This window comes from Chryseobacterium echinoideorum, from assembly GCF_007474535.1.
GTDB classification, from domain to species: Bacteria; Bacteroidota; Bacteroidia; order Flavobacteriales; family Weeksellaceae; genus Chryseobacterium; species Chryseobacterium echinoideorum.
In genome coordinates, this window is record NZ_VKNW01000002.1 from 18,111 (window position 1) to 44,717 (window position 26,607).

General features: G+C 32.8%; 22 protein-coding genes. 20 read left to right on the forward strand and 2 right to left on the reverse strand.

Annotated elements, in window-relative coordinates; translation table 11 throughout:
• Nucleotides 1-46 precede the first annotated feature (46 nt).
• The 8 genes from FOL89_RS02500 to FOL89_RS02535 all read left to right on the forward strand — a co-directional run bounded on the left by FOL89_RS02500 (nucleotide 47) and on the right by FOL89_RS02535 (nucleotide 9,307).
• On the forward strand, nucleotides 47-631 hold the full coding sequence (locus FOL89_RS02500; protein ID WP_144281276.1) for a thymidine kinase: 585 nt from the start codon (nucleotides 47-49) through the stop codon (nucleotides 629-631).
• 59 nt (nucleotides 632-690) lie between these two features.
• The gene (locus tag FOL89_RS02505; protein WP_144281277.1) at nucleotides 691-1,029 is read left to right on the forward strand and encodes a hypothetical protein; all 339 of its coding nucleotides are present in this window, start codon (nucleotides 691-693) and stop codon (nucleotides 1,027-1,029) included.
• Nucleotides 1,007-1,309 carry a type II toxin-antitoxin system RelE/ParE family toxin gene (locus FOL89_RS02510; RefSeq protein WP_144281278.1) on the forward strand — a complete coding sequence of 101 codons (303 nt, stop codon included), beginning with the start codon at nucleotides 1,007-1,009 and terminating at the stop codon, nucleotides 1,307-1,309. Before FOL89_RS02505 ends, FOL89_RS02510 begins: the two co-directional genes overlap by 23 nt.
• 3 nt (nucleotides 1,310-1,312) lie before the next feature.
• Nucleotides 1,313-3,760 (forward strand): bifunctional UDP-N-acetylmuramoyl-tripeptide:D-alanyl-D-alanine ligase/alanine racemase, encoded by a 2,448-nt coding sequence (locus FOL89_RS02515; RefSeq protein ID WP_144281279.1) that lies wholly within the window; start codon nucleotides 1,313-1,315, stop codon nucleotides 3,758-3,760.
• A gap of 5 nt (nucleotides 3,761-3,765) precedes the next feature.
• Nucleotides 3,766-5,922: a patatin-like phospholipase family protein gene (locus FOL89_RS02520; RefSeq protein WP_144281280.1), complete on the forward strand. Its 2,157-nt coding sequence runs from the start codon at nucleotides 3,766-3,768 to the stop codon at nucleotides 5,920-5,922.
• A 3-nt stretch (nucleotides 5,923-5,925) separates the two neighbouring features.
• Nucleotides 5,926-6,336 carry an rRNA maturation RNase YbeY gene (gene ybeY / locus FOL89_RS02525; protein ID WP_144281281.1) on the forward strand — a complete coding sequence of 137 codons (411 nt, stop codon included), beginning with the start codon at nucleotides 5,926-5,928 and terminating at the stop codon, nucleotides 6,334-6,336.
• 194 nt (nucleotides 6,337-6,530) lie between these two features.
• Nucleotides 6,531-8,393 carry a tRNA uridine-5-carboxymethylaminomethyl(34) synthesis enzyme MnmG gene (gene mnmG / locus FOL89_RS02530; RefSeq protein WP_144281282.1) on the forward strand — a complete coding sequence of 621 codons (1,863 nt, stop codon included), beginning with the start codon at nucleotides 6,531-6,533 and terminating at the stop codon, nucleotides 8,391-8,393.
• A 92-nt stretch (nucleotides 8,394-8,485) separates the two neighbouring features.
• The gene (locus FOL89_RS02535) at nucleotides 8,486-9,307 is read left to right on the forward strand and encodes a class I SAM-dependent methyltransferase (protein WP_144281283.1); all 822 of its coding nucleotides are present in this window, start codon (nucleotides 8,486-8,488) and stop codon (nucleotides 9,305-9,307) included.
• Nucleotides 9,308-9,551: 244 nt separating this feature from the next.
• Here the strand turns inward: FOL89_RS02535 and FOL89_RS02540 are convergent, their stop codons facing one another.
• The gene (locus tag FOL89_RS02540) at nucleotides 9,552-10,742 is read right to left on the reverse strand and encodes a phosphoglycerate kinase (protein ID WP_144281284.1); all 1,191 of its coding nucleotides are present in this window, start codon (nucleotides 10,740-10,742) and stop codon (nucleotides 9,552-9,554) included.
• 882 nt (nucleotides 10,743-11,624) lie between these two features.
• Between FOL89_RS02540 and rpiB the strand changes: the two genes are divergently transcribed.
• The 12 genes from rpiB to tsaB all read left to right on the forward strand — a co-directional run bounded on the left by rpiB (nucleotide 11,625) and on the right by tsaB (nucleotide 23,934).
• Nucleotides 11,625-12,059, forward strand: coding sequence for a ribose 5-phosphate isomerase B (rpiB, locus tag FOL89_RS02545; RefSeq protein WP_144281285.1), 435 nt, complete (start codon nucleotides 11,625-11,627; stop codon nucleotides 12,057-12,059).
• A gap of 325 nt (nucleotides 12,060-12,384) precedes the next feature.
• Complete coding sequence (gene rnr, locus FOL89_RS02550) at nucleotides 12,385-14,535, forward strand: ribonuclease R (protein ID WP_144281286.1); 2,151 nt, start codon at nucleotides 12,385-12,387, stop codon at nucleotides 14,533-14,535.
• A 141-nt stretch (nucleotides 14,536-14,676) separates the two neighbouring features.
• Complete coding sequence (locus FOL89_RS02555) at nucleotides 14,677-17,187, forward strand: hypothetical protein (protein WP_144281287.1); 2,511 nt, start codon at nucleotides 14,677-14,679, stop codon at nucleotides 17,185-17,187.
• A gap of 19 nt (nucleotides 17,188-17,206) precedes the next feature.
• Complete coding sequence (locus tag FOL89_RS02560) at nucleotides 17,207-17,581, forward strand: hypothetical protein (RefSeq protein ID WP_144281288.1); 375 nt, start codon at nucleotides 17,207-17,209, stop codon at nucleotides 17,579-17,581.
• 808 nt (nucleotides 17,582-18,389) lie between these two features.
• Entirely contained in the window at nucleotides 18,390-18,908 is a 519-nt protein-coding gene (locus FOL89_RS02565; protein ID WP_144281289.1) for a hypothetical protein, read from the forward strand.
• A gap of 36 nt (nucleotides 18,909-18,944) precedes the next feature.
• The gene (locus FOL89_RS02570; RefSeq protein ID WP_144281290.1) at nucleotides 18,945-19,160 is read left to right on the forward strand and encodes a hypothetical protein; all 216 of its coding nucleotides are present in this window, start codon (nucleotides 18,945-18,947) and stop codon (nucleotides 19,158-19,160) included.
• Nucleotides 19,161-19,708: 548 nt separating this feature from the next.
• Nucleotides 19,709-20,395 carry a LysE family translocator gene (locus FOL89_RS02575; protein WP_144281291.1) on the forward strand — a complete coding sequence of 229 codons (687 nt, stop codon included), beginning with the start codon at nucleotides 19,709-19,711 and terminating at the stop codon, nucleotides 20,393-20,395.
• A gap of 148 nt (nucleotides 20,396-20,543) precedes the next feature.
• On the forward strand, nucleotides 20,544-21,467 hold the full coding sequence (locus tag FOL89_RS02580; protein ID WP_144281292.1) for a S66 peptidase family protein: 924 nt from the start codon (nucleotides 20,544-20,546) through the stop codon (nucleotides 21,465-21,467).
• Nucleotides 21,468-21,515: 48 nt separating this feature from the next.
• A complete protein-coding gene (locus FOL89_RS02585; RefSeq protein WP_144281293.1) occupies nucleotides 21,516-21,887 on the forward strand; it encodes a YraN family protein in 372 nt (123 codons plus the stop codon).
• A gap of 96 nt (nucleotides 21,888-21,983) precedes the next feature.
• Nucleotides 21,984-22,736: an SDR family NAD(P)-dependent oxidoreductase gene (locus tag FOL89_RS02590; protein ID WP_144281294.1), complete on the forward strand. Its 753-nt coding sequence runs from the start codon at nucleotides 21,984-21,986 to the stop codon at nucleotides 22,734-22,736.
• Nucleotides 22,737-22,773: 37 nt separating this feature from the next.
• A complete protein-coding gene (locus FOL89_RS02595; RefSeq protein WP_144281295.1) occupies nucleotides 22,774-23,205 on the forward strand; it encodes a hypothetical protein in 432 nt (143 codons plus the stop codon).
• Between the two features lie 51 nt (nucleotides 23,206-23,256).
• Entirely contained in the window at nucleotides 23,257-23,934 is a 678-nt protein-coding gene (gene tsaB, locus FOL89_RS02600; protein WP_144281296.1) for a tRNA (adenosine(37)-N6)-threonylcarbamoyltransferase complex dimerization subunit type 1 TsaB, read from the forward strand.
• 44 nt (nucleotides 23,935-23,978) lie between these two features.
• On the opposite strand, the gene porW is transcribed toward tsaB, so the two are convergent.
• Nucleotides 23,979-26,549: a type IX secretion system periplasmic lipoprotein PorW/SprE gene (gene porW, locus FOL89_RS02605; protein WP_144281297.1), complete on the reverse strand. Its 2,571-nt coding sequence runs from the start codon at nucleotides 26,547-26,549 to the stop codon at nucleotides 23,979-23,981.
• Between the last annotated feature and the right edge of the window lie 58 nt (nucleotides 26,550-26,607).

Sequence of the window (26,607 nt, forward strand, 5' to 3'; positions counted from 1 at the left end):
AAAATTGCTTACTTTTGATGTTAAAATATTACGGCTAATTTAACAAATGTTTTTAGAAAATACAATTAATCATTCCAAACAGAGCGGTTGGATGGAAGTTATTTGTGGCTCAATGTTTTCCGGAAAAACCGAAGAGTTGATCCGAAGACTCAGAAGAGCAGAAATGGCGGGGCAGAATGTGGAAATTTTTAAACCGAAAATCGATGTACGGTATTCTGAAGACGATGTAATTTCCCATAACCAAACTAAAATACGAAGCACACCTGTAGAAAATCCTAACGAAATCCTGCTTTTGGCTTCTAATTGCGCCGTTGTAGGAATAGACGAAGCTCAGTTTTTTGATGGAAGTGTTGTAGATGTAGCCAATCAGTTAGCCAACAGCGGAATAAGAGTTGTCATAGCCGGTCTTGATATGGATTTTTTGGGTCGTCCTTTCGGTCCTATGCCGAATTTAATGGCAACTGCAGAATATGTGACAAAAGTTCACGCAATCTGCAGAAGAACCGGAAATCTTGCTAATTATTCGATGAGAACATCGGCGGGAAAAGATCTTGTAGAACTCGGAGAAACAGAAGCTTATGATGCAGTGAGCAGAAGAGTTTTTGTGGATGAAGTTTTGAATAAAAAATAATTTAATATCAAATTAATTATTATTTTTGTTTAAATATTAATAGTAAAAACTATCATAAAATGATATTGGAAATCAAAAACTATATCAAAATCAGCAATTCTATTGATGAAATTCTGAAAAACTCTCCGTTTAAGATGAAATATATCATTGAAAAAAGCGGAATATCTGAACCTACATTTTTCAGAAAAATGAAAGAAAAAAAATTTCTTCCTGAAGAATTGCTGAAGATTGCAGAAATTATTGAACCGGAAAAAATTTCGCATGATGATATTCTCAAAGCTATTCAGGAAGGTTTAGATGACGTAAAAAACGGAAGGATAACCGAACATCTGGAAGTAATGACCGAAGTAAAGGCAAGAATTGCAAAAAAGAAAAATGAATATTTTTTGGACAAATAGAGCCAAATCGGATTTAGAAATTTTAGAAGATTTTCTTATTAAAAATTGGGGGTTTGATGTTTTGGAAGATTTTTATGAAATTTTAGAAAGAAAAATTTCTCTGCTTGAAAATGGAAATCTTATTCATCAAAAATATGAAGATACAGAGTTTCACAAATTACTAATTACGAAACACAACTCTATCATTTACGAAATTTCAGAAACTCAAATAAATCTTTTAAATATGATTAATAATTTCCGAAATCCTGATTCTAATTATAACTTAATTACAGAAAAGTAGTTTATGAACTACACGACAAACCATATTGCAGAAATCACCAATGCGAAGATTATTGGAGAAAGAAATATATTGATCAAAAATATAGCTTTCGACAGCAGAACGATTTATTCTACTAAAAATACAGCATTTATAGCGATCAATACTCCAAAAAATTCAGGAGAAAAGTTCATTGAATCTGCGGTCGACCGTGGAATAAACGTCATCATTTCCGAACATCATTATCCTCAGTTTGAAAATATCACATGGATTATTGTTGAAAATTGTGTGGAATTTCTTCAGAAATTAGCAAAATTTCATTTTGAAAATTCTCACATAAAATCTGTAGGAATTACAGGAAGCAACGGAAAAACGATTCTAAAAGAATGGCTTTATCAATGTCTCTGGAACGAATTTTCTACAGTAAAAAGCCCAAAAAGTTTTAATTCTCAGATTGGTCTTCCGCTTTCTCTTCTCCAGATCAATGATTCTCACAAGCTCGGAATCTTTGAAGTAGGCATTTCGGAACCGGACGAAATGGAAAAACAGGAAAATATTTTTCATCCACAAATTGGTTTGTTAACACATATCGGAACTGCTCATCTTGCAAATTTTAAATCTGAAGAAGAGTTGATTGATGAGAAAATCAAACTTTTCAAAAATTCAGAAGTCATTATTTATAATGGCAATAACCCATTGGTTGACAAAAAAATAAAAGAATTATATTCAAGTAAAAAATTAATTTCATACGGCTTTAAAGATCACAATCAGGTTTATTACAAAAACAATGTATCTAAAAATGAAGATATTGTTGTTAAATATTTGGATGAAGAAATTTCATTTCCTGTACATCAGAGAGATGAGGCTACTTTAAGCAATGCTCTAGCGTTAATAGCAGTATTAAAGGAATTAGGACTCGAAAATCAAAAGATCATCGAAAAAATCAATGCTTTGAAAGCTGTTGAAATGAGATTGGAAGCCATTGAGGGAATCAAAGGCAATATGATCATCAATGATTCTTTCAATCTTGATCTTGACTCTCTGAAAACGGCTCTTCAGTTTCTGAAAGAATATAAAAAACCAAAAAAGTCTTTAATTTTAACCGATATTATTGGCGTAAATGCCAATTCAGAAGCACTTTATGAGGAAGTTTCAGATTTAGTAAACGAACAAAAATTCAATTTTATTTTCTTAATCGGACATGAAATTTCTAAATTTAGTGACTTATTTAAAACTAAAACCTTTACTTTTATTAATACTCAGGAATTAATTGAAAGTAAACATCTTACAGAACTTGAAAACCAGCTCATCCTTCTAAAAGGAGCAAGGAAATTTGAAATTGAAAAACTTAAAGATATCCTTGAGCTCAGAAAACATGATACCGTTTTAGAAATTAATCTCAATGCTATTCTCCATAATATCAATTACCATAAATCTCTGCTGAAACCTTCTACAAAAATGATGGCAATGGTAAAAGCAAATGCTTATGGATTAGGAAGTTATGAAATTTCAGAATTTTTGCAGCATCATCATATTGATTATCTTGGAGTTGCATTTGTTGATGAAGGGATTGAGCTTCGAAAGAAAGGAATTACTGTACCAATTATTGTGATGAATCCGGAGCAACACAGCTATGATGCCATTATTCAGTATAATCTTGAACCTGAAATCTACAGTTTCAGAGTTTTAGAATTGTTTTATAAAACAGTTCAGAAATCAGGTTATGATAAAAAATATCCCATTCACATAAAACTGGAAACCGGAATGCACCGTCTTGGTTTTAAAGATCATGAACTCAATGAACTCGGCAATATTCTGGCTAATAAAAATCTGAAAGTTCAAAGTATTTTCAGCCATCTTTCGTCTTCAGATCTACCTGATGAGAAAGAATTTACTCTGAATCAGCTAAAAACTTTTGAAAAAAATTCAATTTATTTAATAGAAAAACTGGGCTATACTCCTATCAGACATATACTCAATTCATCAGGAATTACAAATTATACCGAGCATCAGCATGATATGGTGAGAATAGGTATTGGAATGCTTGGTGAATCCTCAGATTCTGAGATTCAAAAACAATTACGCTCTGTTGTAAGCTTCAAAACAGTTATTTCTCAGATTTCTGTAGTTGAAAACGGAGAATCTGTGGGTTACAGCAGAAGATTTAAAACGAATCATCCTACAAAAATTGCTACAATACCTGTAGGTTATGCCGACGGAATACCAAGATTGATCGGAAATCAAGTTGGAAATGTAGGCATCAATAAAACTTTGGCTCCTATCGTGGGAAGTATTTGTATGGATATGATGATGATCAATATAGATCACATAAACGATATAAAAGAAGGAGACACAGTTACAATTTTTAATGCAAAACCTAGTTTAAAAGAATTTGCAGCCTATTGCGAAACAATTACTTACGAAGTTTTAACATCCATTTCGCCTCGAGTGAAAAGAATTTATGTAAAAGATTAAAGCCTATGAAAAAGTTCCTGATTTTACTTTTCATATTAGAGATATTTTTTCTTAACGCTCAGGTTAAGAAAAATCTTGTTATTCCGAAAAATCCTAAGATAGGACTATCTTTAGCCGGTGGCGGAGCAAAAGGTTTTTCTCATATCGGAGTGCTAAAAGTTCTGGATTCTTTAGGCGTAAAGGTCGATTATATATCAGGAACGAGCATGGGTGCTATTGTTGGAGGATTATATGCAGCAGGATATACCGGTAAAGACATTGAAAAAATTGTCATGGATACCGACTTCTACTCTCTCATCAGAGATCCGAAATCACGTAAGGAAAGTACATTTTTCAATAAGTCTGTTGATAAATACCTATTCACAATCCCACTCCAAAATGGAAAAATTACTTTGCCTTCTTCAATAAGTTCCGGACAAAAGAATGTTTATCTGTTAAAAGAATTATTTAAAAATGTCTCTACAATAGATGATTTTTCGAAGCTTCCGATCCCTTTTATGTGCGTAGCAACAAATCTGGAAAGCGGTAATATGGAAATTTTTGAAAAAGGAGATCTGGTACAGTCTATTATGGCAAGTTCTGCCTTTCCTTCTTTGATGGATCCTGTAAAAATTGGTGACAGTATTTATATTGACGGCGCAATGACAGTTAATTATCCTTCAAAACCATTAAAAGATAAAGGAATTGACATTGTTATCGGTGTAGATCTGAATCAGGATTTATCTAAAAGAGAAGATTTAAACAACATAATTTCTATTCTCAATCAGATTATAGATTTTGGAATCAAAAAAGATACAAGAAGACAATATAAGTTTACCGATATTAATATTAAGCCTAATCTTACAGGAATGACTGCAACAAGCTATGATGATAAGAAAAAAATTCTTGATAGCGGTTTTGTAGAAGGTCTTAAATATACTGAAATTCTGGATCAGCTCCCGAAAAGAAACTTCGACCGTCTTAGACAGCCCGTAAATCCAATATTTTCAAATGTCTATAAGATAGATAGCGTTGTGATAGATGGAGGAAGAATCTACGGCAAAAACTATGTTTTAGGAAAGATGGGACTGCGGCTGCCATCAATGCAGACCTACGGAAGCATCAATCGAGGAATTGATAAGCTCATTGCGACCAATAATTATAGTTTTATCAATTATGATATTCTTTCTTCCAATAGTTCCAATTATCTCAAACTTTATGTAAATGAAGATGAAACAAGACATTTTCTGAAAGTCGGTCTCCATTATGATGAAATATTTAAAACAGGATTGCTGATGAATTATTCAGCAAAGAGACTTTTATTTAAAAATTCTAATCTCTCATTTGATGTTATTGTAGGAGATAACCCCAGATATTATCTAAATTATTTTATTGATAATGGGTATATTCCAGGTTTTGGAATTTATTCTTCCGGTATGAGTTTCGATATTAAAGATATGAACAATTACAATATAGACCAATGGGAATGGCTTAGAAACGAAGCTTACATACAATCTATCTGGAGAGACAAATTTGCTATTGGAGGTGGACTTAGCTATGATTACTTTGAAGCAGAATCAAATGGAACAAATAAAAGATATAACAGATTTCTTAATCCGTATGTGTTTTTGAAAAGTGATACCCAAAACGACAGAGATTTTGCCACTCAGGGAATTTATATTAATGCTGAAGGTAAAGTAGTAGACCTTTTAAAATCCGAAGTAGAGAAAAGAATTGTTCAAGTAAAGGCTGATATTAAAATCAATATTCCCATTTCAAGACAATTTACTTATAAGCTTAATTTATATGGTGGAATTACAATAGGCGAAAATACTCCGCAATTTTATAAATACAGATTGGGAGGAGTTTTTGAACAGAATATTATTAATTTCAAATCTTTTTCCGGTTTTTATTTTGCTCAGCTACATTCGAATAATGCTGTTTTAATATCTAATGATATACAATTTAAATTCAATAAAAACTATTTTCTAACCGGTAATTTTTCTTTTGCAAATTTATCTGATGATATTAGTTTTGAAGATACCGTAAAGCTTAATTACAGTTCTGCCGGTATCACTGCAGGATACAAATCGCCTTTCGGACAAATAAAAATAAATTTTAGCCATTCACTTAAAATTAATCAAAAAGGAATATTCAGTGTAATTTTAGGACACTGGTTTTAAATCATGATACAATATTTTTACGAAAACATTACAGCATCTGTAGATCAGAAATATATTACCTGGCTTCAGAATATTATTCTTTCAGAGCAAAAAAAAATTGGGGAAATCCATTATATTTTTTGTGATGACGATTACTTACTTAAGGTAAATCAGGATTATCTGCAACATGATTATTATACAGATATTATCACTTTTGATTATGTAAAAGGTAAAACTATAAGCGGTGAGATTTTCGTATCTTTGCAACGCATTTCAGACAATGCTTCTACCCTATTCAAAGATTACGAAGAAGAACTAAGAAGAGTATTGGCACATGGAATTCTTCATCTCTGCGGTTACAAAGACAAATCTGAAGAAGAAGAAATAGAAATGCGAAACAAAGAAGATTATTATTTAAATACATATTCTGAATAATATCTTTTATTAGGAGCTTAATCCCGCTCTCCGCACTCGCTATTTTTCTTTTAAAAGAAAAATGAGCTCAAACAATTGCTTCGATCGGGGCTAAAATGCCCATTTAAAGGGTTTTTTAAGCGTACTAATCAATAAATGTTTCACGTGAAACATTGAGGATAAAAAATAAAAATAAGCTTTAATAAGCAATAGAAATGATATCAGAAATATATGACGTAATCGTCGTAGGAGCAGGTCACGCAGGTTGCGAAGCAGCAGCAGCAGCAGCTAATCTGGGTTCTAAAACCTTACTCGTCACGATGAATATGCAAACCATAGGACAAATGAGCTGCAATCCTGCAATGGGAGGCATTGCCAAGGGACAGATCGTTCGTGAAATAGACGCAATGGGGGGTTATTCAGGAATTATAGCAGACAAATCTGCTATCCAGTTCAAGATGCTCAATCTTTCAAAAGGTCCTGCAATGTGGTCTCCGAGAACACAGAATGACAGAATGCTCTTTGCAGAAGAATGGCGTTTAGCTTTAGAAAATACACCGAATCTTGATTTTTTTCAGGATATGGTGAAACAGCTGATTATAGAAAACAATAGGGTTACTGGTGTAATTACTTCATTGGGAATTGAAATCAAAGGACATTCTGTAGTTTTAACTAATGGAACTTTCCTTAATGGTTTGATTCACGTTGGAGACAAACAATTAGGCGGCGGTAGAATGGGTGAACCAAGAGCTTTTGGGATTACAGAACAATTAGTCTCACTAGGATTCGAAGCTGGAAGAATGAAGACCGGTACTCCACCTCGCGTAGATGGAAGAAGTCTTGATTACTCCAAAATGGAAGAACAAAAAGGAGACGAAAATCCACAAAAATTCAGTTACTTAGATACGCCAAAGTTGACTAAACAACTAAGCTGTCATATAGTGTATACTAACGAAACAGTCCATGACATTTTACGTGAAGGTTTCGACAGAAGTCCTATGTTCAATGGGACTATTCAAAGTTTAGGACCAAGATATTGCCCAAGTATTGAAGATAAAATTAACCGTTTTGCAGAGAGAAATAGACATCAGCTATTTGTTGAGCCAGAAGGATGGAAAACTGTAGAAATCTATGTAAATGGCTTTAGTTCATCTCTTCCTGAAGATGTTCAAATAAAAGCAATGAAGCACATTCCTGGATTTGAAAATGTAAAAGTGTTTCGTCCTGGTTATGCTATTGAATATGACTATTTTCCACCTACTCAATTAAAGCATACTTTAGAAACAAAATTAATTGAAAATCTATACTTTGCCGGACAGATAAATGGTACAACAGGCTATGAAGAAGCAGCCGGACAGGGCTTAATTGCAGGTATTAACGCTCACAACAAGGTAAAGGAAAAAGAAGAATTTATTTTAAATAGAGACGAAGCTTATATTGGCGTTCTTATAGATGATTTAATTACTAAAGGAACAGAAGAACCTTACAGAATGTTTACTTCCAGAGCAGAATATAGACTGCTTTTAAGACAAGATAATGCTGACATCCGTTTAACACAAAAAGCTTTTGATTTAGGATTAGCAAAGCAGGAAAGGTTAGTAAGAGTACATGAAAAAGTGTCTAAAAGTGAGGAACTTGAAAGCTTCCTTAGAGAAACTTCTTTAAAACCAGGGATGATAAATCCCATTTTAGAAAGTATTGAAAGCAGTCCTGTAGATCAGGCATATAGAGCCGCTCAGATTTTAACCAGACCTCACATGAATTTGAATAAACTTGAGGAACTTGATTTTATCAAAGAAGTATCTTCTCTATATGATGATGAAGTAAGAGAGCAGGCCGAAGTAAATATCAAGTACAAAGGTTATATTGAAAAAGAGAAAGAAAATGTAGCTAAGCTAAATCGTTTGGAAAATGTTAAGATTCCAGAAGATTTTGATTATTTGCAAATTTCGAGTCTTTCTTCTGAAGCAAAACAAAAAATGAATAAACTAAAACCAAAAACAGTTGCACAGGCAGGAAGAATCAGCGGAGTATCACCTGCAGACATTAATGTATTACTAGTTTATTTAGCCAAATAATTACAAATGTTTCACGTGAAACATTCACTAAATAAAGTTCAAAAATAAAGTTTAAAAATAGCTGATTTTGAACTTGAATCTTTTTTAATTTTATGAAAATAAAAGACCATTTTCTCACTCAGGAAGAATTTGAAATTATAGAAACAAATACAAAAGGTGTTTATAAAACCTCCCCTATTCCTTCCGATATTTCAAAATATTATGAAAGTGAAGACTACATATCACATCATCAGGATTCCGGAAGCCTTAAAGAAAAGCTATATAAATTTCTGCAGTCTTTTAATCTACAGTATAAAAAGACTATTCTTTTAGATAGAATAAATAAAGGGTCAAGAGTTTTAGACTATGGTTGCGGAGCTGGAGAATTTGTAAAATATATTGAAACCAATTTCATAACCTACGGTTTTGAACCAGATAAAGATGCAAGAAATGCAGCTCAAAATAAAATTTCTAAAGCAGTTATTTTAGACAATATTCAATCTATTGAAGATAACAGCTTGGATGCAGTTACATTATGGCATGTGTTTGAGCATATAGAAAATCAGGATGAAATGCTGGAAATTTTTAATAAAAAATTAAAAGAAAAAGGTCTGCTCATTATTGCAGTTCCTAATCCTACTTCTTATGATGCCCAACACTATAAAGAATTTTGGGCAGCTTATGACGTGCCAAGACACATTTATCATTTCTCAAAAAAAGGAATGGAAAATTTGATTGCAAATAAACCAAACTGGAAACTGAGAAAAATTAAACCTTTAGTATTAGATTCCTATTATATCTCAATGCTAAGCGAAAAATATAAAAAATCTTCACTATTTTGGATTAAAGCAGCAATATACGGAACGATTTCTAACGTAAAAGCAGTATTTTCCAACGAATTTTCAAGTTTGATATATATTATCGAAAAAAGATAGAAAATAGATTTTTAAGCCATTTATGGAGGTCAATTTTCCGTATTTTTAATTAAAAATACAGAATTTAAAAAATTTTATGGTTTAAAACTAATTACCATAGTTAGTTTTTGAGCATTTATAAATTTTCTAAAAAGAATTATAGAAAATAAATTGTAATTTAAAATTTCAACAAACAACTACATATTGAAAAATAAAATAGTCTGCCTAAAAATTAAGCAGACTATTTTTTATAAAATGAAATAGATTAATTGTTAATCGCAGCAACACCCGGAAGCTCCAACCCTTCCAAACTTTCAAGCATTGCACCTCCGCCGGTTGAAACATAGCTTACTTTGTCGGCATAACCAAATTGTTTTACAAAAGCAACACTATCCCCTCCTCCAACTAAAGAAAATGCACCTAACTTAGTTGCCTCTGCGATACTGTCTCCTAATGCTACAGTTCCGCCTGCGAAATTAGGCATTTCGAATACACCGATAGGACCGTTCCATAAAATTGTTCTGGAGTTTAATAGAACATCATTAAATTGCTCTCTTGATTGGGTTCCAGCATCCAATCCCATCCATCCTTCCGGAATTTCATAAATATTAACTTCTTTTCTTTCAGCATCATTATTGAAAGTTTCAGCGATTATCGTGTCTGAAGGAAGATATACTTTAACATTATTTTCTTTTGCTTTTTCCAGAATTTCCAATGCTAAATTGAGTTTGTCCTCCTCTACCAAAGATGTTCCTATCTTACCACCTAAAGCTTTAATGAAAGTAAATGCCATTCCTCCGCCAATGATTAAATTATCAACAGCAGGTAAAATATTTTCTATGATTGTAATTTTTGTAGAAACTTTAGAACCTCCAAGAATAGCTGTTACAGGTTTTTCACCAGATTTCAAAACTTTATCAATCGCTTTAAGTTCATTTGCCATTAAAATACCGAAAAATTTAGTTGAAGGAAAAAACTGAGCGATTACTGCCGTAGAAGCATGTGCTCTGTGAGCTGTTCCGAAGGCATCATTTACATACGCATCTCCCATTTTTGACAATTGCTCTGCAAATTTTACATCTCCTTTTTCCTCTTCATTATGAAATCTAAGATTCTCAAGCAAAAGAATTTCACCCATTTGTAATTCTGATGTTGCTTTTTCTGCCTGTTCTCCGATGCATTCATCTACAAACTTCACTTCTTTACCCAAAACTTCTGAAACTTCATTTACAATATATTTCAATGAAAACTCATCCTTTCTTTCTCCTTTCGGTCTTCCTAAATGGGCCATAAGAATTACAGAACCTCCATCAGAAAGAATCTTATCTACAGTAGGTTTCACCGCTACAATTCTGGTATTGTCGGTTACTTTAAGCTGATCATCCTGCGGAACATTAAAATCTACTCTTACCAGAGCTTTTTTTCCATTGAAATTGTAATCGTTGATCGTTTTCATATAGTTTAAAATATTGTATGAGTTATATTGAGTCTAAAAGAAATCTTGCATTTACTATTTGATTCTTTTAAATTTTACTTTCACAAATGTATGATTTTAAATTTTCGGAGGAAACGGAAACTTCTAAAAGTTTTCAAAAAAAATAAGCAACCCGTTCATTCAATAATCAACATTAATTTCTTTTTTTTAAAATAAAAGAATGAGTTATGTTGTTGAGTGTTGTGAATTTCGGGGATAAGTTTTCACATAAAACTTCATCACATAAAAATGATCTTAAACTCATAAATAATCCACATTATAATAACTTATAAATGTGGTTATTTCTATTCTTACTAACAATTATGGATAACTTTATTGATCAGCTGTTTATTAGTAAAAAGATTATGGAAAAAAATAATAATACCCGAAAAAAGTTTTTAAAAAGTTTTTGAATTTTTTTTGGATGGATATTTCATTACGAATTTTTATAAAGCAAAAAAACACTATTTTCAACAAAGTTTTCCACACTTATTCACATTGCTCTTAACAATTTATAAGGGTTTAATTAACAATTAAGGAATAATAAGCTTTTTTAAAAATATGATCATCAGTTTCGTTTCATTTTCAGATACTTATGAGATTCAATAGGTTTGTAAAAATTATTTATTGAGAAATCTGATTTAAATTATAATGGACTGCGAATTATCAGATTTTAGAAAAATCTGTTTGCTTTGTAATGTATAAGTAAGAATAATGAGAGTCTAAAATAAAATTAAAAATAATTTTAAAACTAAAAATTTAGTTAATTAAAATGACTATAATATTAGATTTTATAAATAATAATACCTAAGATTTACCGTAACTTTGTCAGATAAATCTACTATATCAAGTAAAAAATTAAAAATGAAAAGAAAAATTGCTATAGCAGCTGACCATGCCGGTTTTGAATACAAAGAAATCGTCAAGAAACATTTGGAAGAAAATTTTGAAGTTCAGGATTTCGGAACTTTCTCTACAGATTCTGTCGATTATCCGGATTTTGTACATCCTGCTGCAACTTCTGTAGAAAATGGAGAAAACGAATTCGGAATTCTCATCTGCGGAAGCGGAAACGGGGTGCAAATTACCGCCAACAAACACCAGAAAATAAGATGTGCATTATGCTGGATGCCGGAAATTGCGGAATTGGCGAGACAGCATAACGACGCCAATATGATTTCTATCCCGGCAAGATTTATCGCAAAAGAAGTTGCCATAGAAATAGCAAAAAGGTTTCTCTCTACCGATTTTGAAGGTGGAAGACATCAGACAAGGGTAGATAAAATAGCATACTGCTAAAATATAAAGGCTTGTAATTCGGTTTACAAGCCTTATTTATTTTTAAGTTGTATATTTGTAACTCACAACAGAATTTACCAGACTGTTGTCTTCTCTAAAATTTTAGATGATCTTAAAAAATGATCGGAAAGTTTTCCTCGCACTTCTCCATATTTATTATAAATTTATAGAAAGATTATTACAAGATCCTATTTGATTTATTTCTGTACGGTTGAGCAGAAAATTATTGGCAAGGAAAATGATGAATTTTAATCATAATAAGTGTAATTTCATACAACTGAATATTCCAAGATAATGGTGGAATATATTTGAATTAATTAAAAAAATGGCAAAAAAGAAAAAATATATAAGTCAGAAAAACGACCATAAATTGATGGAAATCGGGAGATTAATCATGAGATTTATGAATCAGAATCAAACAAAGCTATACAATTACAAACAAATCTCAGACGGGATAGATTATAAAAATCCCAGACAGCGTGAGATGGTAATTCAGGCTTTGCACAAATTATTAGCAAACCAAAGAATAAAAGAAACCGAGAAAGGAAAATTCAGTATTAATCTTAATATTGAAGGCACTTTAACAGGAACTATTGATTTCAATCAAAGCGGGAACGCTTATGTTACGGTAGAAAATTTAAAAGATGATATTTTCATCCATTCAAAGAATGTGAAAGATGCTTTGCAAGGCGATACCGTATTAATTGTCACTTACAATTTCAAAGGTAAAAAACTGGAAGGTTCTGTTTTGGAAGTTATAGAAAGAAAAAGATCAGAATTTGTAGGAACATTTCAATTGGTTACTCACAAAGAATTTGGTTTTGTAGTTTGTGATAAAAAGACCATCAACACCGATATATTTATTCCGAAAGGTAAAATAAACGGTGCAGAAAATGGCAATAAAGTCATTGTAAAAATGACCGAATGGAAACCTGGAGATAAAAATCCCGAAGGAGAAATTCTACAGGTTCTCGGAAATCCCGGAGAACATGAAACTGAGATCCACTCTATTCTTGCAGAATATGGTTTGCCATACGATTTCCCTGAAGAGGTGGAAATAGATGCTGATAAAATAGACCGCAGAATTACCGATGAAGAGGCAGCAAAACGCTGGGATATGCGTGACGTACTCACTTTTACAATAGACCCGAAAGATGCAAAAGATTTCGATGATGCACTATCAATCAGAAAATTAGAAAACGGAAACTGGGAAGTAGGAGTTCACATTGCAGATGTTTCTCATTATGTGGTTCCGGGAACGATTCTGGATGACGAAGCGTATCAGAGAGCAACATCTGTTTATTTGGTAGACCGTGTTGTACCGATGCTTCCTGAAGTTTTAAGCAACGATGTCTGTTCACTTCGTCCGAATGAAGATAAATATACATTTTCTGCTGTTTTTGAATTAAATGACAAAGCAGAAGTTAAGAAAGAATGGTTCGGAAGAACGGTTATTCATTCCGACAGAAGATTTACTTACGAGGAAGCTCAGGAAAGAATTGAAACGAAAGAAGGCGATTTGCAGGAAGAAATCAATGTTTTGGACAGCTTGGCTAAAATTGTGCGTGGAGAACGTATCAGAAATGGCGCAATTACGTTTGACAGAAGCGAAGTTCGGTTCAATTTGGATGAAAATAATCAGCCGATCGGTGTGTATTTTAAAATCAGTAAAGACTCAAATCACCTGATTGAAGAATTTATGCTTTTGGCCAATAGAAAAGTTTCGGAATTTGTATCGCTGAAAAAAGGAAGACCGAATGGAAATACCTTTATTTACAGAGTTCACGATGATCCGGATCCGGCAAAACTGGAAGCTTTAAGAGATTTTGTTTCCACTTTCGGATATAAAATGGATTTGGCAAACACCAAAAAAGTTGCTGAATCTTTAAATAATTTATTGAAAGATGTGAAAGGTAAAGGAGAAGAAAACATGATCGAAACTTTAGCAATGCGAAGTATGAGCAAGGCCATCTACTCTACCGAACCAATCGGTCACTATGGTTTAGGATTCGATTATTACTCGCACTTCACCTCTCCTATCCGCCGTTATCCGGATTTGCTTGCACACAGATTGTTGCAGCATTATCTGGATGGAGGAAAATCTCCCGACAAAAACGAGCTGGAAGAAAAAGCAAAACACTGCAGTGCAATGGAACGATTGGCAGCAGATGCAGAAAGAGATTCTATTAAATTTATGCAGGTAAAATTCATGGAAAAACATCTGGGCGAAACTTTCACAGGAGTAATTTCAGGAGTTGCAGAATTTGGTTTTTGGGTTGAAATTCCTGAAAATGGAGCGGAAGGATTAATTAAATTAAGAGATTTAATGGATGATTCTTACACGTATGATAAATCAACTCATGCAGTTTACGGAAACCGTACAGGAAACCGTTATCAGTTGGGAGATCAGGTAAAAATTAAAGTAGTAAAAGCTAATTTGATTGCTAAACAGCTTGATTTTAAGATTGTTGAATAGAATTTTATCTTTCATTAGGATATAAAGACCACAATTTTGTGGTCTTTTTTGTTTTAAATTATAACACGTCAAGTTTTGTCGCTGCCTCACTTTAGATTTGTCGGAGAAACATTTCATACCTATTAATTAAAAACTAAAAAAATGGAAAATTTTGACGACGAATTTGGAGATTTATCCGGATACAAAATACTTTCTTTTGAAGAAGTAACCCAAGGTTTTGAAGGGAATAAAAATCCGTTGCAGGGGATAAAAGGAATGCAAAAATCTGATATTGAGTATAAAAATGATGTTTATATCAATCTTAATCTATTATTAGATCATATAAGATTAGCTTATAATTCAGGTTATGGAGATAAAATGCAGTATGCTTATCAAGAATATTTTCAGGATACAGCACAAACCTACATCATGGATGGAAATAAACATATTGATGTTTCCGCTAAGATATACCTCAAAAACGGAATAGTAAAAGTCTCTCAAAGAGTGGGAAGAGACAAACCTGCTATGGAAGTGTTTTTTGATGAAAATGATAAGCTTACCTACACCCTTACATTTAGATATAGTGAAACATTGCAGACCGCCATAGAACTTCGAACTCATTCTTTTGAAGATTACAAAAGCCTTTTATTATATTTGGGTTACGGAGATATAGAAACAGATTATGATGCATCTACCTACTTTATCAAAGAGTTTACAAATTTTCTAAAAGACCCCAACAATACAGCAACCGATCTCTACAAAGTATATGCGGATTTGCCCAAAAGCTTTATAGTGCATATACATCTAAGTACAGAAAATGTAGTAAAACATCTCATTACACTCACAAAGGAAGATGATACGGGATGGTTTAGTTGGATGAAAGATACAAGTTCCCTATTAATCACCGTAATGTCAATGTTTCGAGATTATGACAAGGTAGTAGATTATTTTAATGAGAACCCGAAATTAGTGAATGAAATTTACGATAATCTGGATGGACATTCTGAAATATTAGGGTTACCTTTTTCTAATCGAATACTATTTGCTTCTGTATTAAATATGTTTATCCAAAGGGATCCAAACATAAAAACGAAAATCACCAACAGCCTTATAAGAAAAGGAGACTATTATATTCAGTCTAATATTTTGGAACTTAATGATACACTTAATAATATTAAAGGAGTTACAAGTGTCGATTGGGATTTCGATTACAAAGACGCCATTTTCTTGCAGCAGAAAAGAACCGTACAAAAAACAATAGTACGACCACTTATAGACGAAGATGGAGAGCCTGTAAACGATATTACAATTGAAGAAAAAATTAATGTAGAAGAAAATATTGATCCAGGATATTTTTACAACCCTATGAGTCCGGTCATATATTTGGATGAAGAAGGGAATTCAAATATTGTAACCGCCTTATTTATAAAAGCCATTGCCGATGAAAAAGAATGGGCGAAAGTGATGCAAAACATCCGTATTGGAGGAGATATTTTTGCCATCATTTTAGGAGTAATGACGATAGGACTCACGTTGAAAATTTCTGCAATAGCAGCTGCAGATCTTGCGTTGGCGATTGTAGATTTAACATTGATGGATGAGGAGGTCAAAAAATGGCTCTCCCAATATTCTGAAGGCAAATGGTTTGCGAAAAACTGGGATTTAATCTACGCTTTGGTAGGTGCAGGAATAATGAGCGTAGTAATAATGGAAGGCATTCTTACTTATGGTCCTGCACTTTTGGAAAAATTGAAAAATCTAAAAAATCCTATTTCAAAGTATCGTAGTTTTGTTACGCAGTTAGACGAATTAGTAAAACAAATTTCGGTTTATGAAAGCAAATTGATAAGAGAGGGAATAATAGAGGAAGTGATTATTGCGGCAAAACAAAACAGTTCTGGAATTATACAAAAACTATTGAAATTAATTTTTCCTGGAAGTATAGAGACTTTTTTAAAGGGAGCTGCAGAAAATCTTGTACAAAAAGGATTTTCTATCATAAAAAAAGGCGAAGATTATATTGTTTCATATAAAGGAGTAGAAATTCTAAAAGGAAAAGATAGACTTGCTGGAGAGTTTTTGCGGTCTGCTCATTTTTCTACACGACAAGGTTTTCGTAATTTTATTGCCGTTTATGTAAATAAATTTGTAGCTCACCGTTTCTCGCATAATGCAACTAGTGGAGCGAAGTTGTTAGGAAATGAAGATTTAGGGACATTTTTAGTAGGAAGTTTTGGATCAGATTTGCATAATGTTTTAAAAGAGCTAGATTATCCCGAGCTTATTGATAAAGCAATGCTTAAAAGTGGCTACCCTTTTAATGCGCCGAAGGGACAAAAGTTTAATCTTTTAAATGTTTCCGATGAAATATATGAAGAAGCTATTGCGCAAGGAGGATTTTTTACCAATGTAAACTCCAAATGGGTGGATGCAGCTGTAAGACAGAAAGCCGAAGTGGTGATTATGTCGGATTTAATTAATTTAAGAAATCCAATAATGGAAAATGGAATAGTAATTGGTGAAAAGCTTACAGGTTTTGGTAAAGAAGTTCATCGTTTTGAATGGAAACATGATTATAGGTTTCATCCCAAAACCAAACGTATGGTACCTCCAAATGAAGCAAAAGGATTAAAACCGTTAACTAAACTTGAAGAATATACAATTAAAAATTAACACTTAAGAATTAAAAAAAATGGAAATAGCAGGATATATTGATTTTATAAAAGAACAGTTTAAAGAAGTTTCGATTTCAAATAATTTGGTATATGACAATAGAAATAAATATGCTGGGACACTGAAAAATAAATTTGTTGAAATTTATTTTTCAACTGAAAAATATGAAGATGGAATGAATGCATATTTTAAGAATGTTAAAAAAGGAACTTATTACAGTTTATATAACTCTATGATTAAAAAATTAGGGAATACTGATTTTTTAAAGCAAGATGAAATAACAAAATCTATAGGATTTAATGATAATAATAAATCTTTAATATTTAATGTAGCAATATTTGTTAAAAATCATTGCCAAGACTTATTGAATGGAGATTTTAGTTCTTTAGAATAGTTATAAAGTCGTCAGCAATGGCGACTTTTTGTTTTAAAAGGTTTTGGAAAAGAAGGCCATAGATTTGAGTGGAAACATGGATATAGGTTTGATGTAAAAACAAAAAGAATGTTATCACCTGAACAACTAAAAGGGAAAAAGCTTCCTACATTAACTCAATTTGAAGAATATAATATAAAATAATTAGGCATTAATATACCAGTTTACACTGATATAATTTGATTGTTATTTTTATTTCAAATAAAAAAGACCGCTTTTCAACAGTCTCTTAAAAATTCGTTACTTTTGATTTAGGTTTACATTACTACATCATAGGCAAATCATCCAAACATTTCGCCGAAGATGACACGGTAGTGGTTGTCATTGTAAAACTTGTAAAACAATGAGTAGAAAATCTACCAACAAGTTCGTAAAAGTACACAAGTCTACTAAAGACGGTAGAAAATACTTTTACAGAAGTAAACCTAAATCTTGTAAAAAGTAACAGGTTTCATAAGGGGTGTGAAAGCACCTCTTATTTTTTCTTATTATTCAATTGTAACATTCATTTTTTCTATATTTGTAATCTAAACATATTGACAAAATAAAGCGTTTGCTTTTTATTCTACCTTGCGGAATCTGGTAAATTCAAAAATAGGTGTAGGATAAATAAGTGAAATGCTCATGCTATAGGCGTGGGCTTTCCTGTTTATTCACCTAATGGCTTACCAGAGCCTCGCAAGAGATAAATACGGCAAAGTCCCACGCTTTCTGTATTTATAATAAACCATCACTTTGGGACTAGGTGAATCCAAAATCATCTTATGTCATGAAAAAAATCTTCGTTTCTGTAATGCTTTTAGTTGGAGTATTCAGTTTTTCTCAATCCGTAACAGAGAGATACAACTCTCTTTCTAGGCGATACGAATACTTTAATTCATCAGGAAATATTATCGGTTATAAACAGTATAACAGTCTTACCCGACAATGGGAATACTATGATTTAAAGTCTACTGAGTACCAGAGAAAACCAAGACAATATGGCGAATACATTCAGCCTAATAATCTTGGTTTGATAGAACGTGCTTTACAACAAAAGCAACAGAATTATGATAAAAACTTCCAATTTGTCAAATCTAAAATTGAATATATGATAAACGATATTAGAACATGGGATATAGATACTAATACCAAGTACCAAATAATTAGTCAGTTTAAAGATGCTATTTCTAAAAACTTAGACAGTAGAGATATTGATTATGGTTCTAATCAGCAAACTAATATTGTTATCGAGTGGTTGTTAGATACTTTGGAAGCTATAATTAAAAAGGTAAACTCTAATAGATAAAACATTTTTGTATCTTAGGGCAAAACTTTTTTATATATGAACGAAAAATTTAAAATTGGTGATTTAGTTACCTTTAAGGCTCAACCTAATCCTGGGCAAATGACTGTTGTTGACATTAAAGCAAAGTTCTTAGGTTTTCCACATGCATCTGAAGATAATCCCTTAATTATTGTTCGTTATTGGGATGACAATAAAAAAGATTTTGAATTTAAAAATTTCTACTTCGTAGAATTGGAATTGGTTAAAAATTGATTCATTTGTTTATTTCTTAGAATTAGGTAAAGAATTAATGCCTTCATCAGACATTAGTTGTAATACTCCATAGTAATAATGAGTTAAATGAATTTCATTTTTACAGTTTCTCATTGCAGATAGTAAAATCAATCCTTTAGAATAAGAATTAATTTTTGTTTTTTTTGATTTTTTCACGTTGCAAATTTTAAATTGTTAAATAAAAAAGCCCCTGAAATTAGGGGCTTTATTCGTTTGGTATTTTTATTAAGGTCTTTATAATCCTTTCAAATTCGATGTCTGTAATATATTCTTTATCTTTTTGAATCCCCCTCGCTGCCGCACGATTCTATCATGTGGCATTTCTTTAAAAACTACTCAAAAATTTTATCTTGATAAAAACATCCATTAATGAGTAGAAATTAAATTCAAAATTAATTTATTAAACCACACGAAAGGATTCGTGCAGGAGCGGGAGCCTTTTTAGTTTAGGATATGAATTAAAACACACCGTTTTTAAACCCAAATAAAAATATAATCTTTAAATTTGGCTTTGAAACAAAATTTGAATGTTTGAACTCATACTTTCTGCCATTGGTTTAGGTTTTATGCTGAGTCTCGTTTTTATCGGACCCATTTTTTTTCTCTTAATTGAAACTAGCTTTTCCAGAGGTCCGAAACATGCTTTAGCACTAGATTTTGGGGTAATTACTGCAGATTTACTTTGTATCATTGCAGCCTATTACGCCAGTGCAGATATTGTTGATCTTATCGACAAACATCCGGGATTTTATAGGATTACGTCCATTCTTATCCTTACTTATGGAATTATCATGCTGGTAACAAAGACCAAAATGCGGATGCCCGGAGAAGAAAAGTTGATCAGTCAGAATTATTTTAAAACCTTTATCAACGGATTTTTATTAAATCTCTTGAATGTGGGAGTCATCCTTTTCTGGCTCGTTACAGTTATAGGAGTCAGGAACCAGTATCCTGATACAGAAAGCGTAATTATATATCTTGGTATTGTGATTGCAACGTATCTTGCAATAGATTTTCTTAAAATATTTCTTGCTAAACAGTTCCACGACAAGCTTACCCAAAAACTGGCGAATAATATAAGGAGAGGTGTAGGTATTGTATTGATTATCTTCAGTTTTTTTATATTCCTTCAAAGTTTTAAAATGTTTAATCAGTTTGATAAACAATTGGAAGAAGCCGAAAAAAAGGAATTAAAATACAAGAAAAACAGATAATTTTAAAAGTATAATAATTCTCATCATCAACCTTACTGAGTAAATGTTCTTGCAAAAAAATATACATCGGAACTACAGAGAAATCATTGCGCACATTGCGAAAAAGCAAGTTTTAAACATTAATTTTAAATAAAAACAACATCTGATAATGAAAATATATCCCAAATCTCTTAAAAAAGGCGATAAAATTGCCATCATTTCTCCTGCCGGAGTTGTAGAACCTTCTCAGCTCGAAAAAGGAATTGAGATGATTAAAAATAAAGGTTACGAACCTGTTCTAGGTGGAAATCTCTATACAAAGTTTTCCAACGGATATAATTACGCAGGAACTGAAGCAGAAAGACTAAAAGATATCAACTGGGCATTAAATGACAGCGAGATTTCCGCAATCTGGGCTTCAAGAGGCGGTTACGGATGTCAGCATTTATTAGAAGGTTTAAACTTAAAAGAATTTACTAAAAATCCTAAATGGTACATCGGATATTCTGATAATACGGCTATTCAAAGTTGTTTGCTGAAAAAAGGTTTTGTTTCTATTCACGGACAAACGATTAAAACTTCAAGTTTTGGGGTTACTACAGAAAGTAATGATCTTATTTTTGATATTTTAAAAGGAAAAAAGCCAAAATACAGCTTAAAATCACATCAATTGAATAAAGAGGGTAATATTGCGGGAGAATTGATCGGAGGAAATTTAGCCTTGGTTTATGCACTTTTAGGAACTAAATATTCTTTTGATTTTAAAGATAAAATTTTATTCATCGAAGAAATCGGTGAAAAGTTTTATGCACTTGATAGAATGATGATGAGTCTCGAACTGGCGGGAGTTTTCAAAAAGATCAAAGGTTTAGTCATCGGCGGAATGACCAATATGGGGGACGAAAAAGACAACAAACTATACGAAGAAAGTTTCGATGAATTTGCTTATCAACTGATTTCAGACCGAATTTCCAAGTATAATTTCCCGGTAGTTTTTGGTTTTCCGAATGGTCACATTAAAGACAATCGTCCATTGATTATCGGAAGTGAAATTAAAATGAAGATTGATGATAAAGTAAAGATTCGGTTTTAAATAAAAGACGCTTAAATAGTCAAACTCTCCCACTCTCAAACTTATCCAATGGCAGATCATAACGAATTAGGCAAGAAAGCAGAAGACTTGGCAGCTGAATATTTAGTAAAAAACGGATACAAAATTCTTGTCAGAAACTTTCGTTTTCAAAAATCTGAAATTGATATTATTGCTGAAAAAGAGAATCTAATTGTTGTGGTTGAAGTAAAAGCGCGTTCCACAGACTTTTTTATTCTTCCTCAGGAAGCGGTCACAAAAGGAAAGATCAAGTCAATTGTTTTGGCAGCCAATCATTTTATGGAGGAATTCAATAAAAATCAGGAAGTAAGATTTGATATTATTTCCGTTCTTCCCGACACAAACGGAAATTTAGTTATAGAACATATTAAAGATGCCTTTGAAGCATTTGACGCAAATTAATATAACAATGTATCAATTTAGCAATGTAGTAATGTAACAATCACCGGTAAACTGTTATATTGATACAGTGTTACACTTAAAAAAAGTGAAATTTTTATGAAAACAATACTCATCACGGGAGCTACTTCCGGAATTGGAAAAGCAACAGCAGAACTTTTAGCAAAACAGGGAAACAGAATCATCATCTGCGGCAGGCGTACAGAAGTTTTAGAAAAGGTAAAATCAGAATTATCGAAATTGACTGAAGTTTTCAGTTTGCAATTTGATGTCAGAAATTTGCAAGAGGTTGAAAATGCTATTACATCGCTTCCCGATGAATGGAAAAATGTGGATGTTCTCATCAATAATGCAGGAAATGCACATGGTTTAGAACCACTTTCAGCAGGAAGCACAGATGACTGGGACAATATGATTGATGGAAATGTAAAAGGACTTTTGTATGTTTCTAAAACTTTGATTCCGATGATGAAAGAAAGAAGTTCCGGACATATTATCAACATCAGTTCGGTTGCGGCGAGACAGACCTATGCAAATGGCGTAGTTTATTGCGCTACAAAAAAAGCGGTTGATGTCATTTCCGAAGGAATGAGAATCGAATTGACTGAATTCGGAATTCGTGTCACCAATATTCAGCCCGGAGCTGTAGCGACAGATTTTTCTTTAATCCGATTTAAGGGCGATCAGGAAAGAGCTGCAACAGTTTATGCTGGTTATGAAGCCTTAAAAGCTGAAGATATTGCCGATGCGATTGCGTATTGCATCAACGCCCCGCAACATGTAACGGTTTCGGATATGACCATTTATCCGAGTGCACAAAGCGAACCGAGAACGATTTACAGAAAAGGATAATTTCAATCTGAAAATAATTTAATTTGAGAATTTGAAAATGAGGTTGTTCCCTATCCTACTTTTGTTTTGTTATGCTTTGGGATTTTCTCAAAAGTATTTAAAACAGGAAAAAGCAGTTTTAATACAGGCTAAAAAATTGGATTCACTGATGCAAAATAATGATTACCAAATTTTGAATTTGTTTGAAAATGGGGTTTCTTTCGGTCATTCCAATGGCTGGATTCAGAATTTGCATGATTTTAAAAAAGATTTTAATTCCAAAAAAGTAGTTTATAAAGAGATTAAACAGACAGAGGTTTCCGAAATCAAAAAATTCAACAAAACATTCAGCATCCGAAGGAAAATAAATGTCTCAGGTTTATATAAAAATCAGGAATTTAAAATGACTTTATCACTTCTGGAAATCTGGATCAAAAACAAATCCGAATGGAAATTGTGGAGCCGGCAAAGTGTGGAGATAAAGCCGTAAATTTGCCAAAGTAAAAACAGATTAGATTTATCGGTTAAAATTTAATTAAAAATGAAAATCCTATACCTCGAAACCTCTTCCAAAAACTGTTCGGTTGCCATTTCTGATGACGATAAATTGTTATGTGTATGCGAAGAAGTTTCAGAAAACTATAAGCAATCCGAAAGTCTTCATACCTTCGTAGAATGGGCATTGGAAGGCGCAGAAATTTCGTTGAAAGATATTGAAGCCGTTTCTTTAGGAAAAGGTCCCGGTTCTTATACAGGTTTGAGAATTGGTGCAGCTTCGGCAAAAGGGTTTTGTTATGGTCTGAAAATACCTTTGGTTGCCGTTAATTCTATGGAAAGCATGATTGAGCCGTTTTTAGGGCTAAACTTTGACTTTATTATCCCTTTAGTCGATGCAAGACGAATGGAGGTTTATACGGCTGTTTATGACGGAAATTCGGGTGAAGAGATTTTACCGACAGAAGCAAAAATTTTAGATGAATATGCTTTTGAAGAATTTAAAGATAAAAAAATTCTTTTCGTAGGAGATGGGTCTGCAAAAGCTAAAGATATTTTACAGCTTCCAAATGCGGAATTTAAAGCCGACATCTACCCTTCTGCTCAATATTTAGTCAAAAAAACTTTAGAAAAAATAGAAAACAAAGATTTTGAAGATATCGCCTATTTTGAACCTTTCTATCTGAAAGATTTTCACGGGGTAAAAAAGAAAAATACGGAATAGGCATCCATCAAAAAAAGCGAAGATAAATCCTCGCTTTTTTGTATTTATTTACCGAATTGCTTTGCCGGAACAGTATTGGGAACCATCTGAAGATCACTTTCTTGTGGTTTTTTAGGAACTCCATTATTCTGATTATTCATCTGCTGCATATTTTTATTCTGTTGAATTTGATTTTGCTGCTGATTGATTTTATTCTGAGGAATATTCCCTGCTTGATTAGTTTGATTTCCAATCACCTGCTTATTATTCTGAATCGTATTTCCCTTATTATCGGTTGCCTGAAATTTCAGATCACTTTTCAGGTAGTTCAGCATTTCTTTGGCTTTAATACCTTCAGGTGTTTTTGCATAATTGAGAACCAGCTGTTCAAGCTGTAGAATCATGACCTCTTTCCCATTCATTTTTCCGGCATTGAAGGCGTTCAGAAGACTTAGTTTAGGAACCAGCGCATCTTTCGGATATTTAAGGATAATCTCTTCTATTGTGCTTTGGCTCTGCGTAAATTTTTCAGATTCATATAATGCATAAGCAGTTTTATACGCATTTTCTACCTCATCGGATGATTTTACAAAGTTGCTGTTTTTAGGATTTCTTACAAATTCAGCATACGAGGTATAAGGATAATCTGTAAGTAAAATCTGCTTGGCTCTTGCTGCAACCTGTGGGTTTTTCTCGTAATTCATTGCAAAAATTTCATACAATGCCTGCAGCATCACTTTTTCTTCCGGTTTCACATCTACCAGATCGTATAATGTTTTAGTGGCTAAAGGGGTATTGGTAAAATAGTTCTGATACATCACGCCCAGTCCCAAAGAAGCTGTATCTCTGTCTTTTTTCAGCTGGGAAAGTTTGGCTGCATCTGTAGGAATCTGCTCAATATAAAAAGCCGGCTCAAAACGTCTGGGATTGGGAGCTGAATTTACGCCCAAAGCTTCATTTTTCAAGTCTTCCAAAGAAGCCATTTTTTTGGAATAACGCCAGTTGTCTGACAGCGCACGGTCTCCCCAAACCTGCTTAAAGGTAGCAGAACCTTTACTTACCGTATTATTATTGCTGAAATAAAAACCTTTGGCAGCTACTCCAAAATCCTCAAAACTTCCGCCTCCGTTGGCAAAAATGGAATTGGCATTATAATCTCCGGTATCAAAACCTTTACTTCTTTCGGCTCTTCTTCTTTCCTGTTCTTCTTTTTCTTCTTTAACTTTTAGTTTTTCGATGTATTTGGCAAAATATTCATTTTTTTGTGGCTCTGTCATTTTAGCTAAAGAAAGAATACTGTCGTTTTTCTTGATCAGGTAATAGTTTTTTGAGATTTTTTTGATATAGTTAGACTGATCCTGCAATAAAATTTTTGAGGGCTCATAAGTCATGGCTACCAATGCGGAATCATAGTAAGCTCCTGCTCCGATGTAATCATTCTTTTCCAGATAGCTCTTCCCTATTTCATAATAAGCCAGTCCTCTTACCTGCGAATCGGAAACTTTTTCCTGCAAAGACTTTCTGAAAAACTCCTGTGCCTCTGTCTTTTTACCGGCTTTATTTGCCATTAAGCCGAGCGCATAGTAAAATTCATTTTTTCTTGATCCATAAGTTCCCTTTTTACTTATTTTTTCAAGATAATCTTTTGCGCCTTCGTAATTTCCTTTGCCATTGAATGTCTTTGCGATTTCAATCTGAGATTTTACTTCAAATTCAAAATCATTAGCATATTTATAAGCAGCAAGAAAACTTTCTCTTGCAAGATCAGATTTCCCTTGTTCCTGCAATACCTGTCCCCTCAAAAAGGCTATCCTGCTTTTCAGTTTTCTGTTTCCGTTAAGTTCAAATGCACGGTTTAATTCTTTTATTGCCTCTTCTTTTTTTCCTGCATCTAAAAGGGACTCTGCATAGTAAATACTTAGGATTTTTTCGTGATCTTTACTTATTTTTTCACTTTTAAGCTGAGCGAATATTTCTTCAGATTTATGAAAGTTTTTCATCTGAGCATACGCCAAAGCCTCATACACATGAGCCAGAGGAAGTCTTTTATCCTCTTTCATGTGCGTAAAAACATAATTCAGCGCATCCAGAGCAGGAAGATATTTTCCTTGATAAATTCTGGATTGTACCAAAATCATGTAGGCATCAAAAATGGTTTTGTTCTGCTCTTCTCCTTTTCTGATAACCGAATATTTATTAATAGCTTTCAGAGCTTTTGCTTCGGCAATTTCTAAAACGGAAGCTCCGGTATTTTCGGTTCCGTCTGCATTTTGAGATACAGGATTATTTCCTGGCATTCCCGGTGGCATTCCGGGAGCACTTCTGGTGCTTGATGACCGGTTGACTTCTGCCATTTTCATTGAATTTTCTGCAAAGGCTGCAGATTGACCCAAATCACTTCCCAAAGGTTGTTCTTCATAAGTCAATATGGGAATATAAGGGGCATAAAAATTATCTTTATGCTCTTTATCTCTGTCTGTAAACTCACTGTTTAAAGCATCTTTGGCATTAAACAATGTATTATAATATGTGGAAAACCCTTTTAAAAACTTTGATCTCGCTTCCGGTTTCTTCACTTTCGTGGAACAGGAAACGACAACAATTGCTGCTAAAAGGAATATAATTTTCTTTTTCATTATTTTAATATAACTCGCTAATTTACTTTTTATTATCAGCAGTTTGATGATTTTGTAA